Origin of the sequence: Ectopseudomonas toyotomiensis (assembly GCF_017167985.1) — a bacterium.
GTDB lineage: Bacteria > Pseudomonadota > Gammaproteobacteria > Pseudomonadales > Pseudomonadaceae > Aquipseudomonas > Aquipseudomonas toyotomiensis.
In genome coordinates this window covers 2,573,190-2,585,662 of sequence record NZ_CP070505.1, presented here as the reverse complement: position 1 = coordinate 2,585,662, position 12,473 = coordinate 2,573,190, and the positions used below count along the sequence as shown (strand labels likewise).

At 62.7% G+C, this 12,473-nt stretch carries 12 protein-coding genes; 3 read left to right on the top strand and 9 right to left on the bottom strand.

The features are described from left to right. Positions 1-128 precede the first annotated feature (128 nt). Together JWV26_RS11930 and JWV26_RS11925 are read left to right on the top strand one after the other, a co-directional pair. Entirely contained in the window at positions 129-611 is a 483-nt protein-coding gene (locus tag JWV26_RS11930; RefSeq protein WP_206419150.1) for a UPF0158 family protein, read from the top strand. A gap of 150 nt (positions 612-761) precedes the next feature. Then, the gene (locus tag JWV26_RS11925) at positions 762-1,334 is read left to right on the top strand and encodes a xanthine phosphoribosyltransferase (RefSeq protein ID WP_206419149.1); all 573 of its coding nucleotides are present in this window, start codon (positions 762-764) and stop codon (positions 1,332-1,334) included. Here JWV26_RS11925 and JWV26_RS11920 read toward each other — a convergent pair. The 6 genes from JWV26_RS11920 to dadA all read right to left on the bottom strand — a co-directional run bounded on the left by JWV26_RS11920 (position 1,331) and on the right by dadA (position 7,718). Next, positions 1,331-3,463, bottom strand: coding sequence for an acetyl-CoA hydrolase/transferase family protein (locus tag JWV26_RS11920; protein ID WP_206419148.1), 2,133 nt, complete (start codon positions 3,461-3,463; stop codon positions 1,331-1,333). The two genes, JWV26_RS11925 and JWV26_RS11920, sit on opposite strands and share 4 nt — an antisense overlap. 125 nt (positions 3,464-3,588) lie before the next feature. Beyond that, positions 3,589-4,011: a c-type cytochrome gene (locus tag JWV26_RS11915; RefSeq protein ID WP_017678283.1), complete on the bottom strand. Its 423-nt coding sequence runs from the start codon at positions 4,009-4,011 to the stop codon at positions 3,589-3,591. A gap of 113 nt (positions 4,012-4,124) precedes the next feature. Beyond that, positions 4,125-4,673 (bottom strand): cupin domain-containing protein, encoded by a 549-nt coding sequence (locus JWV26_RS11910; protein ID WP_004423167.1) that lies wholly within the window; start codon positions 4,671-4,673, stop codon positions 4,125-4,127. Between the two features lie 103 nt (positions 4,674-4,776). Further along, a complete protein-coding gene (alr, locus tag JWV26_RS11905; RefSeq protein ID WP_206419147.1) occupies positions 4,777-5,850 on the bottom strand; it encodes an alanine racemase in 1,074 nt (357 codons plus the stop codon). A gap of 182 nt (positions 5,851-6,032) precedes the next feature. Continuing rightward, positions 6,033-6,380, bottom strand: a complete 348-nt coding sequence (locus tag JWV26_RS11900) for a RidA family protein (RefSeq protein ID WP_079784941.1) — start codon at positions 6,378-6,380, stop codon at positions 6,033-6,035. Between the two features lie 39 nt (positions 6,381-6,419). Next, a complete protein-coding gene (gene dadA, locus JWV26_RS11895) occupies positions 6,420-7,718 on the bottom strand; it encodes a D-amino acid dehydrogenase (protein ID WP_206419146.1) in 1,299 nt (432 codons plus the stop codon). Between the two features lie 156 nt (positions 7,719-7,874). On the opposite strand from dadA, the gene dadR reads away from it, so the two are divergent. After that, the gene (dadR, locus tag JWV26_RS11890; protein WP_013713454.1) at positions 7,875-8,363 is read left to right on the top strand and encodes a transcriptional regulator DadR; all 489 of its coding nucleotides are present in this window, start codon (positions 7,875-7,877) and stop codon (positions 8,361-8,363) included. 62 nt (positions 8,364-8,425) lie between these two features. Here the strand turns inward: dadR and JWV26_RS11885 are convergent, their stop codons facing one another. The 3 genes from JWV26_RS11885 to JWV26_RS11875 all read right to left on the bottom strand — a co-directional run bounded on the left by JWV26_RS11885 (position 8,426) and on the right by JWV26_RS11875 (position 12,468). After that, a complete protein-coding gene (locus tag JWV26_RS11885; protein ID WP_206419145.1) occupies positions 8,426-10,939 on the bottom strand; it encodes a TonB-dependent siderophore receptor in 2,514 nt (837 codons plus the stop codon). A 145-nt stretch (positions 10,940-11,084) separates the two neighbouring features. Further along, the gene (locus tag JWV26_RS11880; RefSeq protein WP_206419144.1) at positions 11,085-11,930 is read right to left on the bottom strand and encodes a FecR family protein; all 846 of its coding nucleotides are present in this window, start codon (positions 11,928-11,930) and stop codon (positions 11,085-11,087) included. 1 nt (position 11,931) lies between these two features. Further along, on the bottom strand, positions 11,932-12,468 hold the full coding sequence (locus tag JWV26_RS11875; RefSeq protein WP_074915298.1) for a sigma-70 family RNA polymerase sigma factor: 537 nt from the start codon (positions 12,466-12,468) through the stop codon (positions 11,932-11,934). Between the last annotated feature and the right edge of the window lie 5 nt (positions 12,469-12,473).

Below are 12,473 nucleotides of genomic sequence, written 5' to 3'. Positions count from 1 at the left end.
CCACCCTACTCATGCACAGCGCAGGGTGGGCCGGGCGGCGATCCGCTTCAGCCCACCACTTCAACTGGCACCCTCGCCATATTTGCCAGTCAGAAAGAAGACATCGTTCGGAAACAGGGGCTGAAACCATGCGCACATTCACGCTCGACCTCGACGCCCTGACTCGACTGATCAACGGTCGCGAACCACAGGAGAACTGGCTGGATCTGGAGAGCGGTAGCGTGCTGAGCCTGCCTGCGGAAGATCACTACAGCGACGAACGCCAGCAGATCGAACTCGATCCCGAGCGCTACAGCCAGATGCCCAACCTCGACATTCCCCAGCGCGTGGCCATGCGTGAATCCTTCCTGTTCACCCTTGACGATCCGCATGCCCACCCGCTGCTCAGCGCCGCGCTGACCGGACGCAGGCCGCTGCGCGCGTTCGACTACGAGATCGAGGCCTTTCCAGCGATTCGCGAACAGTGGCAAGCCTACGAGATCAAGCAACTGCGCGAGTACGCCCTAAACTGGCTCTACGAACTGGGCATAGAGCCCGCGCCGGACAAGCTGCCGCTGGATACGCGCGGCATTCCCAGGGACATTCTGCGGCGGCTGAGCAAGAGCGCCTGAGCAGAGTGCGCCCCCGGATTACATCCGGGCTACCAACCTGTCCAAGCGGTCAACTGGCTACGACTATCGGGCAGGCTGCGGTTTTGCTACACAATGCAGGTCGTTTTGAGCGAAAATCCGCAGCTTTTCTGCTCAACCAGAGGATCGACCGTGGAGTCGTTGAAACAGAAGATTCGCAGCGAAGGCATCGTGCTGTCCGAGCATGTACTCAAGGTGGACGCCTTTCTCAACCACCAGATCGATCCGCGCCTGATGCAGGAGATCGGCCACGAGTTCGCCCAGCGTTTCGCCAGCCAGGGCATCACCAAGATCGTCACCATCGAGGCTTCGGGTATCGCCCCGGCGGTGATGGCTGGCCTGGAGCTGGGCATTCCGGTGATCTTCGCGCGCAAGTTCCAGTCGCTGACGCTCAAGGACGACCTGCTGATCTCCAAGGTGTTCTCCTTCACCAAGCAGACCGAAAGCACCATCGCCATTTCCGCCCGTCACCTGACCGCCGCGGACCGCGTCCTGGTGATCGACGACTTCCTCGCCAACGGCCATGCCGCCAAGGCGCTGATCGACCTGATCCAGCAAGCCGGTGCCCAGATTGCCGGTATCGGCATCGTCATCGAAAAATCCTTCCAGGACGGCCGCAACCTGCTGGAGAGCGAAGGCTACCGTGTCGAGTCGCTGGCCCGTGTTGCCGCGCTGGAGAACGGCCAGGTACGTTTCCTCGACTAAGGCCCGCTGGTTGCCTGCAACCCGGCCAGCAGCAAGCGCTGGTAGAGGGCTTCACGCACCCCGTCAGGCGCCTCCAGACTCATGCGTCGCAGATGCTCGGCATAGGCTGCCGGTTCGGGCGCATCGAGGGTGGACTTGCCCAGTTCCAGTACTTCGGTCAGACGCAGCTTGCTCTTGAGCCAGCTCAGCGCCCGCACCAGATCCTGCTCCACCGTGCTGAAGTCGCTGCCCAGTGGATATTCGGCGAACAGCGACGAATGCTCAGTGCGCAGCGCCTCCAGGCGTTCGGGCAGGTTGCTGCCGAAGCGCTCATCGAGCCGGAAATCCGCCGGCAGCTTGCCGGCCTGCTGGGCCTGCTCGATCAGCCCATTCTGGAAGCGTGAATCGCTGATCTTGAGCAGCGCCTCGATCACCTGGGCATCGGTCTTGCCACGCAGATCGGCGATGCCGTATTCGGTCACCACGATATCGCGCAAGTGCCGAGGGATAGTGGCGTGGCCATACTCCCAGACGATGTTCGAATTCACCTCGCCGTCTGACTCGCGCCAGCTGCGCAGCAGCAGGATCGAGCGCGCATCCTCCAGCGCATGGGCCTGGGCGACGAAGTTGTATTGGCCGCCTACGCCGCTAAGCACCCGACCGTCCTCCAGTTGATCGGCCACACCCGCACCGAGCAGGGTCATGGTGAAAGCGGTATTGATGAAGCGTGCATCACGGCGCTGCAGACGCTTGAGTTCCTCTTCGCCGTACAGCTCGTTGATATAGCGGATGCCGGTCATGGCAAAGCGCTGCCGTTCGCTGTCATCCAGCTCGCGCAGACGCCGGTAGAAGCTTTCCGGGCCGAGAAAGAAACCGCCATGCAGCACCACGCCGCCCTGCGCGCTGCCGAGGCAGGACTGCAGGCGAGCCTGCGCCTGAGGATCGCTCAGGTCAGCCGCGACTTGGCTACCGTCAGGCAGGTGTAACTCGCCATTCTCCAGCCGGATTTCGCCACGCAGCAAGCCGCTATCGCGCAGCCAGGCCAGATCGCTTGGCTGCAACTTCGTCGGCAGCCCCGCGTCGACGAGCGCCTGAATGCTGTGTGGCTGGCCCTTTTTATCCAGCGCACCACCAGAGGCCAGACGCTGCAGGCGCAGATCCGGGTAGACCCGGCGTCGCAGCAGACCAGCCTCAGCCAGTGCCAGCAAGCCGTTGACGAACATTTCGCTGCAGCCATAGAGCCCATGATCGAGCGGTTCGACACCGCCGTTGGCGGTGATTTCCCCCGCCCACTCATTAGCATGCAGCGCCTGCAACAGCGCGCGATAGCGGGCATTGTCGTCCTGCCTGGCCATCAGCGCCGACGCCACGGCATCTCCCATCGCACCAATGCCGATCTGCAGGGTGCCGCCGTCGCGCACCAGAGCGCTGGCGAACAGGCCGATGCAATGATCCTGCAGGGTCACCGGCATGTTCGGTGTGGAAAACAGCGTGGTGCGCTCGTCCTCGCCGATATGGATATCGAAGGTATCGCGCGACACCTGGGCATCGCCGGCCATGTAGGGCAGCTCACTGTGGATCTGAGCGACGCTGAGCACGGTCTCGCCAGCCTCGCGGCGCTTGTCCAGCAGCGGCAGCAGATCGAGGGTGATGTCCGGGTTGCAACTCAGGCTGAAGTGCTCGGGCTGCGCGGCGTCGACGGCGACCAGTTGGGCGACCAGATTCAGGCCCTTGGCATTGAGGTCACGGGCGACATGGCTGTAGTTGCTGCTGATGTAGTCCTGCTGCGCCGGCTCGCATTCGAGCAGGCTGCCGGGCTGGAAGAAGAACTGCTCGACGCGCACGTTGCTCGGCAGGTTGCCGCTGTGCAGATCGGCGAGAAAATCCAGCTCAGGATAATCGCCGTAGACCCGGTCGACGAAAGGTTCGAGAAAGCGCCGCTGCAAGTCCTGAGCGGCACGCGGACGCGCCAGGCACAACGCGGTGTAGATGGTCAGTTGCCGCTCGGGCATCTCCCGCACCCGTGCATACAGCGCGTTGACCCAGCGATTGGGCTTGCCCAAACCGAGTGGTAAACCCAGATGAATCGGCCCGGCGATCTCGCTCAGTACGCGGTCGACGGCTTGTTCGAGGGTACAGGTGTGCGGCATCTGACGCTCCTCGCGACATCCATGACGAATGCAGCTTGGACTGTATAGCCACCGGCATGGTTGCATGCCGCCGCCAGAAACGAAAAAACCGCCCGGAGGGCGGTTTTTCAGGGAAGAGACGGCTCTTACAGACCGGACATCTTCTTGATCGCTTCGCGCAGTTCGTCGTCCGAGCAATCAGCGCAGGTGCCTTTCGGCGGCATGGCGTTGATGCCGGAGATGGCCTTGGCCAGGATGCCGTCGAGGCCGCCCTGGTGGTCGGCACGCTCTTTCCAGGCAGCGGTGTCGCCGATCTTCGGCGCGTCCAGCACACCGGTGGCGTGGCAGGCATTGCAATGCTTGGCGATGATGTCGTCAGCGGTACGTGCACCACCACCGGCGGATGCGGCGACGGTTTCGACGCCCTTGCACTCTTCGCCCATGATGCACACCTCGCCTACAGGCTTGAGGCGCTCGGCGATAGCTTCATCGGTCGTGGCCTGAGCAGTCACTGCCCACAGGGCCAATACGGCAGCCGGTACTGCCAGCATTTTCTTCATCAGATTCACGGTACACCCTCTTCGTGGCTAGTCACGCCCGCGGCCACGGTTTCGCGAGCGGGCGACAGTATAACGGCAAGCAGGCCAGGCCGAAACAACCCATATTGTCGCAGGGTTATTGATCAGAAGTTCGCTGGCGTCGTGGCACTGATCAACCGCGCCGGTACATCGAACGGATTGCGGAAGCGATGCGGCTTGCTGCTTTCGAAGTAATAGCTGTCGCCCGGTTCGAGGATGAACACCTCGTTGCCAACGGTCAGCTCCAGCTTGCCCTCGACCAGCATGCCAGCCTCTTCGCCTTCGTGGGCGTACATTTCGTCACCGGTGTCGGTGCCGGCCGGGTAGGTTTCGTCGAGGAAGGAAATGGCGCGACTCGGGTGGGCCTTGCCAATCAGCTTCATGGTGATGGCGCCACTACAGATATCGGTCAGTTCGGCGGCACGATAGACCACCTGGGTCTGGTTCTCCTGCTCCATGTCGAGCGAGAAGAATTCCACCAGCGACATGGGAATGCCGCCGAGCACCTTTTTCAGCGAACTGATCGAGGGGCTGACACTGTTCTTCTCGATCATGGAAATGGTGCTGTTGGTGACGCCCGCCCGCTTGGCGAGTTCACGCTGGGATAGGCCTTTGAGCTTACGAATCGATTGCAGTCGAACGCCGACGTCCAATGCTGGAATCCCCCTTGGGATAAGAGACGGAAAAGTGTCCGTATCATGGCATAGCGTTCGGAATTTACAACACTTGCGTTCACCCTTCGCCTACACGGCAAGCTCAGCCCCCGAGATAGAGCAGCGGCACTCGCCGCAGATTGCAAAAAATCTGATAGGGAATACTACCAGCCGCCATGGCCACGTCGCTGGCCAGCACCTGCTTGCCCCATAGTTCGACATGGCTGCCGAGGCCGGCCTGTGGCAGATCGGTCAGGTCCACGGTCAGCATGTCCATCGACACGCGGCCGATCAGGCGGGTCAACTGGCCGTCCACCATCACCGGTGTGCCGCTCGGCGCATGGCGCGGATAGCCGTCGGCATAGCCCATGGCGACCACACCGACGCGGGTCGGTCTTTCGGCGACGAAGCGCGCGCCATAACCCACCGGCTCGCCGGCCGGCAGTTCACGCACGCTGATGACCTTCGACTCAAGGGTCATCACCGGCTGCAGGCGCGCGGCCTGCTCCTGAACCTGCTCGAAAGGCGTGGCGCCGTAAAGCATGATGCCGGGGCGCACCCAGTCGCTTGGCACCTGCGGCCAGCCGAGCACGGCCGGCGAATTGCGCAGGCTGACCTCGGCGGCGAGCCCTTCGCGCGCCTGCTGGAACACCGCCAGCTGTTCGCTCGTGCGCTCACACTCGGGCTCGTCGGCACGGGCGAAGTGGCTCATCAGCACGATCTTGCTGACCTTGCCGCTGGCCAGCAAGCGACGATAGGCATGCTGATAATCGGCCGGGGGCAGGCCGACACGGTGCATGCCGCTGTCGAGTTTGAGCCACGCGGTCAGCGGCTTGCTCAGTTGGGCCTGCTCGATGACCTCGATCTGCCACTGTGCATGAATCACGCACCACAGGTCATGCTGCTCGATCAGCGCCAGCTCATCAGCCTCGAAAAAGCCTTCGAGCAGCAGGATAGGTGCGCGAATGCCCGCTTCGCGCAGTATCAGCGCCTCTTCGATGCAGGCCACGGCAAAGCCGTCGGCCTCGGCTTCGAGTGCCTGCGCACAGCGTACCGAGCCATGTCCGTAGGCATCGGCCTTGACCACGGCCAGAGCACGGGCGCCACTCAGTTCGCGGGCCAGGCGGTAGTTGTGACGCAGGGCGTCGAGGTCGATCAGGGCACGGGCGGGACGCATGGTCGTTTATCTCTCAATCATTCGCTGAAGCGACGGTTTTTTCGTAGCCCGAATGAAATCCGGGGCCATGTCGGCGCAGGTTCCCGGAGTGCATCCGGGCCACATGCCGGCAAATCGTCATTCAAAAAAAACCCGGCAGGGGAGCCGGGTGAAAAGCCAACACAAAAGAGGCTGTGGCCGCCTCAGACGGCAGCCACCACACACATTTCCACCAGCACTTCGGGCTTGTACATCTTCGCCTCGACGCAGGCGCGGGCCGGTGCATTGCCGTCGGCGACCCAGGCGTCGTATTCGGCGTTGAGGCCGTCGTAGTCGGCCATGTCCTTGAGGAAGATGGTCAGCGAAAGGATCTTGCTCTTGTCGCTGCCACCCTCGGCCAGCATCTTGTCGATGTTGGCCAGGGTCTGCCGGGTCTGCTCGCGGATGTCGCCGTCGAAGTCATCGGCCAACTGACCGGCGAGGTAAATCGTGCCGTTGTGGATCACCACTTCGCTGTAGCGTTTGGCCACATGCAGGCGCTGAATCGACATAAAGCTAAAGCTCCTTGGAGTGCGAAAGCGCGAAGGCTATCAGGTGCGCAGCGGCTGCGGTGCAGCTTGCACTTCACGCGCCTTGCGCGAGTAACGCGAGATATCCAGTCCATCGGCGCTGATCTGCGGACGCTTGTTGGCCATCAGATCGGCGAGCAGGCGACCGGAACCGCAGGCCATGGTCCAGCCCAGGGTGCCGTGGCCGGTGTTGAGGAACAGGTTACGGAAGGCGGTGCCCCCTACGATCGGCGTGCCGTCAGGCGTGGCCGGACGCAGGCCGGTCCAGAAATCGGCACGTTGCAGATCGCCACCTTCCGGGTAGAGGTCGGCGGTGATCATCTCCAGGGTTTCGCGACGACGCGGGTTGAGCGACAGGTCGAAACCGGCGATCTCGGCCATGCCACCGACGCGGATACGGCCATCGAAACGGGTGATGGCGACCTTGTAGGTCTCGTCGAGAATGGTCGAGGTCGGCGCCATGTCGGCGTTGGTGATCGGCACGGTCAAGGAATAACCCTTGAGCGGATACACCGGTGCACGCACGCCCAGCGGCTTGAGCAATTGCGGGCTGTAGCTGCCGAGGGCGAGCACGTAGCGGTCGGCAGTTTCCAGCTTGCCGTCGATCCACACGCCATTGATGCGGTCGCCCACGGCGTCCAGGCGCTGGATGTTCTGGCCGAAACGGAACTCGACGCCGAGCGCCTTGGCCATGTCCGCCAGCTTGGTGGTGAACATCTGGCAGTCGCCGGTCTGGTCGTTGGGCAAGCGCAGGGCACCGGCCAGCTTGTGTTTGACGCCAGCCAGGGCAGGCTCGACGCGGGCGATGCCATCGCGGTCGAGCAGCTCGAACGGTACGCCGGAGGCTTCCAGCACGGCGATGTCCTTGGCAGCGGCATCGACCTGGGCCTGGGTACGGAACAGCTGGGTGGTACCAAGCTGGCGGCCTTCGTAGGCGATGCCGGTCTCGGCACGCAGCTCATCGAGGCAATCGCGGCTGTACTCGGACAGGCGCACCATGCGCTCCTTGTTGATCGCATAGCGGCTGGCGGTGCAGTTGCGCAGCATCTGCGCCATCCACAGGTACTGGTCGACGTCGCCAGTGGCCTTGATCGCCAGCGGCGCATGCTTCTGCAGCAGCCACTTGATGGCCTTCAGCGGCACGCCCGGGGCAGCCCAGGGCGAAGCGTAGCCGGGGGAAACCTGGCCAGCGTTGGCGAAGCTGGTTTCCAGCGCCGGGCCGTTCTGACGGTCGACCACCACCACCTCGAAGCCCTGACGGGCGAGGTAGTAAGCACTGGCGGTACCAATCACACCGCTGCCGAGAACCAGAACACGCATGTTTTTCTCCCCGCCGCGCCCAAGGCGCGTGCGTTACAGGCCATTGTTGTCGATGGGCGCAGTATAGGAAGAGCCGCGCAGTGCTTTTCACCATATACACGGCTATATTTGGCGAGAATTCTTGGCAAAAAGCCGTTTTACAGAGGCGGATTCCCCATGAGAACCCAGCATCAAAGCCGTCGTGAACTGGACAAGATCGACCGTAACATCCTACGCATCCTGCAGGAGGACGGGCGCATCAGCTTCACTGAACTGGGCGAGCGCGTGGGGCTGTCGACCACGCCCTGCACCGAGCGCGTACGCCGTCTGGAGCGCGAAGGCATCATCATGGGCTACCATGCCCGCCTCAATCCGCAGCACCTCAAGGCCAACCTGCTGGTGTTCGTCGAGATCAGCCTGGACTACAAATCCGGCGACACCTTCGAGGAGTTTCGCCGCGCCGTACTCAAGCTGCCGCACGTGCTGGAATGCCACCTGGTCTCCGGCGACTTCGACTATCTGGTGAAGGCGCGCATCAACGAGATGGCCAGCTACCGCAAGCTGCTCGGCGACATCCTGCTCAAGCTGCCGCACGTGCGCGAGTCGAAGAGCTATATCGTCATGGAAGAGGTGAAGGAGAGCCTGGCACTGCCGGTGCCTGAATAACCCCCACGCAATGGAAAACGCCCGCTGCACAGCGGGCGTTTGTTTTTCGGCTGGGAACAGGCTTACCAGAAGGTGCCGCGCAGGGTCAGCATGTAGTTGCGTGGGTCGCCGTAGTAGTTACCGTAGGTCGCGCCGCCAACCGTCTGGTAGTACTTCTTGTCGAGCAGGTTGTTGCCGTTGAGGGTCAGGTTCCAGTGCTCGTCAATGCGGTAGTCGACCATCGCGTTCCAGATGGCATAGCCACCCTGCCTGTATTCGAACGGGACATTGGCCTGCACTACAGCGCCCAGGCTGTCAAAGGTCGACGCGCTACCACTGACGTAGGTGGCGCTCTGGATGTCCACACCGCCACCAACGCGAAAGTCCTCCAACTCACCCGGCAGGCGGTAGGTGGTGAACAGCTTGGCCACGTGCTTGGGCGTGACGGTGCTCAGCGCCGAGCCCGTGTCGCGGTTCTTGTTGAGGTTGAGGGTGTAGCTGGCCATCAGCATCCAATCGCGCAGCAGCTCGCCGGAAATCTCCATGTCGATGCCCTTGCTGATGGTTTCACCGCCATTCAGGTAGCAGCAGTTGCCACCGAAGAGCACCTGGGTAGCCGGGTAGTTCGCATCCTGCACGGACTGGTCTTCGCGCTTGGTGTAGTACAGCGCGATGCTGGTGTTGACCGCGCCGCCGAAGAGCTCACCCTTGATCCCCGTCTCGTAGGTCTTGCCGGTCATCGGGTCGAGCGGAGAACCGGCGCTGGCCGGGCCGCTGAGCAGGTTCTGTTGCGGCTTGAAGATCTCGGCGTAGCTGGCGTACGCGGCCCACTCGTCGGTCAGGTCGTAGACGATACCGCCGAAGGGCGTGACCTTGGTCGGCTCATGCATGTCAACGCGCGATTGCTGGGCCCAGACCATCCCGCTCGCGTCGGCGACCTGATAGGTCTGGTCGAACTTGTAGCGCTGCACGCGCGCGCCAAGGATCAGGTGCAGCGGCTCGGCCAACTGCAGGCGCAGGTTCGAATACAGGCCGTACTGCTCCTGGCTGTTGGGGCTGTAGTTACGGCTGAATAGCGGCCGAGCACCTGGATCGTCCCAGGGCGTCGAGTTCGGGTCGAACACGTTGACCGCACCACCGGCGGTGGTGAAGCGGCCGGTACCCAACCAGCGGCTGTCGATCTCCTGATAGTCCGCACCAACGACCAGCTTATGGTCGAGACCAAACATGCTGAAGGCGCCAGAGAGATTGGCATCCCAGAGGTTCTGCTCGCTCCACTGGGTAACATAGGTGCCATAGCGAGTCACGCCGACGCCAGTGACTGGGTTGACCGAACCCAGGGTGGTGGCGTTATTGGTGTCGATGGTGTCGTAGATGTTGGTGTAGCTGAGATTGAGCTTCCAGTCATCGTTCAGGCGATGATCGAGCTTGGCGAAGTACTCGCGGGAAAAGCCGTCGGCATAGGCCCAGGTGGTGGACAGGCCGGTGTGACGCGGCAGGCCCAGGTCGGCACCATTGCTGTAACGCGGCAGCTGCGAAGCGGTGCCGGTTTCGTGCACCTTGTTGAAGCGCAGACCGGCGGTGAGCATGGTGTCGTCGCTGACATCCGCCTCCAGCACCCCATAAACCAGCGGCTTGTCAGTCGCACGGTTGTCGACGAAGTACTGACGGTCCTGATAAGCCACCACCATACGCCCACGCAGCCTACCGTCGAACCCTAGCGGGCCGGTCACATCCAGCTCGCTGCGGTAGTTGTCCCAGCTGCCGGCCGAGGCGCTGAACTTGAGCTGGTAGGTATCCAGCGGGCGCTTGCGTACCAGATTGATGATGCCGCCGGGGTCGCCGGTGCCACCGAACAGCGCGCTGCTGCCGCGCAGCACCTCCACATGGTCGAACTCGGCCAGGTCGTAGATATTCGACGAGTAGAAACTACCGGCAGTAGTTCCAAGAGCCATTGGCGCAGCACCGTCGAGCTGGATGTTCTGGATGGGAAAGCCGCGCGAGTAGAAATCCTGGATACGGAAGGTGTTGCTCTGCACCGTAATGCCCGGTACCGCCTTCATGGCCTCGTTGATGTCGGTGATCTGGCGATCCTCGATGACCTGGCGAGTGATCACCGATACCGATTGCGGGGTTCCCTTCAGCGACATGGGACTCTTCGAGCCGACGCTGATAAGGCCAGGCGTGTAGGAGCCCGTGTTTTCGGTGGTTTCGCCCATGCCTTGCCCCTGGATGGTGATCACCCCCAGATCCAGCGCGGCGTCGCTCGCTACCGGGGCAGCAATCACGAAGCTGCCGTCACTGGTTTGCTGCACCGTCAGATTAGAGCCCCTCAGCAGGCGCTCAAGCGCCTGCTGCAAAGTCATCTCGCCCGTCACCGCCGGAGCACTCAGACCCTCGGCGATATCGGTGGCGAACAGAATGCGGCTATCAGTCTGCCCAGCCAGCGCATTGAGGGCCTGATCCAACGGCTGCGCCGGCAGGTTTAGCGCATGCGTGGTGTCCTGCGCGTGCAGCGTCGTGGTCAGCACGATGCCGGCGGCCAACAGTGAAAGACGGCTCAGCCGCGAGCGGCGCGATGGTGTTCTAGTGTCCATGAAGCTCCCCGTGACACGATCAGAAATGGCGTTCACAGGGAGTGGCGGATGAGAGGTCACCGATGTTGAGGGTGAATGCAAAAAATTCTCGTTTATTTTTTCAACGCTCGCCCGACCAGCTCCTACGAGCACCGGTGACTCACGCTCAGAGCCCGCTGATCACCACGCTGCCATCCCCGCCGCGAACCACGAGTACCGGCAGGATGGCCGGCAGCAGTTCAATCAGTTCCTCGATGGCAGCGCTGTCGAACTCGCCGGATACACGCAATTCGCCGAGGCGCGGATCGGCCAGGCGCACCGGCGCCAGACGGTAGCGCTGGATGTCGACGATCACCTCACGCAGCGGCGTACCGTCGAAACGCAGCTTGCCCTGCTGCCAGGCGGTGACGCGTACCCTGTCGACCACACCACCGGCACTGATCCGCCCACCTGTGGCCAGCACCTGCTGCCCGTTGTAAAGACGCTGCGGCGGCGACTGCGTGCTGGACACCTCGACCTCGCCTTCGAGCACCGCAACCGCCACACCGCGTGCGTCACTGCGTACATTGAACACCGTGCCGATGTCGAGCACGGACACACCCTGGCTGCGCACGATGAAAGGGCTATCGGCATGTTCGACAGTGAAGGTGGCCTCGCCGGCCAGCAGTTCGATCTGCCGGCTGCGCAGGCGCCGCTCGACGCGCAAGTGAGTGGCACTGTTGAGCAGTACCTGGCTGCCATCGGCCAGCGTCAGGCTGTCACGCTGGCCAACCGCGGTACGTACTTCCTCGCTATGCCAGGCCGGATCGGCCATCCACAGTGCAACAGCCATCAGCAGTACCGACAGCCCGCCACCGAGTGCCTGCTTGCGCCGCCGCTGCCGTGCCGTCTGTGCCTTGCCCTCTGCCAGCAGCGCCTCGCGGGACGGCACCCGATCACGCAGGGCTTGCTCGAACGTCGACAGCGGGTCGGCACCGCTGCCGCGTCGAGGATCATCGGGGCGCTCCAGCATTTCAGTAGCGTCCCGCCAGCGCTCGCCGCGCCGGCTCCCAGTCGCTGGCGATGCTGCGCATGGCGCGGGAGAAATGCTGGGTCACCATGTTGGTGGAAATGCCCAGCTCGTCGGCGATCTCACGCTGCTGCATGCCATGGATGCGATGCAACAGGAATACCTGGCGGGCACGTGCCGGCAAAGCATCGATGATTGCCAGCAGGGCTTCGAGCTGTTGTTCAAAATCCAACGCGACGGCACCATCGAGTTCGTGTACGTGCCAGTCCGGCACCTCGGCAGTCACTTCGAAGTAGGCGTCGCGGGTGTTATCAGCACGACGGCGGTCGATAGCGCGATTGAACGAGGCGCGACGCAGAAAGGCAAAAGGCAGGCTGACCGGCTGCTGAGGGGGTTTTTCCAGCAATTGCACGCAGACGTCGTGTACCACTTCACGGGCAAATTGAGAGCCCTGGAAACGTCGTCGGACGTACTCCACCAGATCGTCGTAATGCAGCGCGAGCGCGCCAATCAGCTCGACGCTGGGGGAGGACTTGGTCATGGTAA

Bases quoted from the DNA above. Each gene is read 5' to 3' on its own strand.
- dadA (WP_206419146.1), bottom strand. From the start codon at position 7,718: ATGCGTGTTCTGGTTCTCGGCAGCGGTGTGATTGGTACCGCCAGTGCT.
- JWV26_RS11900 (WP_079784941.1), bottom strand. From the start codon at position 6,380: ATGTCGATTCAGCGCCTGCATGTGGCCAAACGCTACAGCGAAGTGGTG.
- JWV26_RS11920 (WP_206419148.1), bottom strand. From the start codon at position 3,463: ATGCCGCACACCTGTACCCTCGAACAAGCCGTCGACCGCGTACTGAGC.
- JWV26_RS11930 (WP_206419150.1), top strand. From the start codon at position 129: ATGCGCACATTCACGCTCGACCTCGACGCCCTGACTCGACTGATCAAC.
- JWV26_RS11875 (WP_074915298.1), bottom strand. From the start codon at position 12,468: ATGACCAAGTCCTCCCCCAGCGTCGAGCTGATTGGCGCGCTCGCGCTG.
- alr (WP_206419147.1), bottom strand. From the start codon at position 5,850: ATGCGTCCCGCCCGTGCCCTGATCGACCTCGACGCCCTGCGTCACAAC.
- JWV26_RS11885 (WP_206419145.1), bottom strand. From the start codon at position 10,939: ATGGACACTAGAACACCATCGCGCCGCTCGCGGCTGAGCCGTCTTTCA.
- JWV26_RS11880 (WP_206419144.1), bottom strand. From the start codon at position 11,930: ATGCTGGAGCGCCCCGATGATCCTCGACGCGGCAGCGGTGCCGACCCG.
- dadR (WP_013713454.1), top strand. From the start codon at position 7,875: ATGAGAACCCAGCATCAAAGCCGTCGTGAACTGGACAAGATCGACCGT.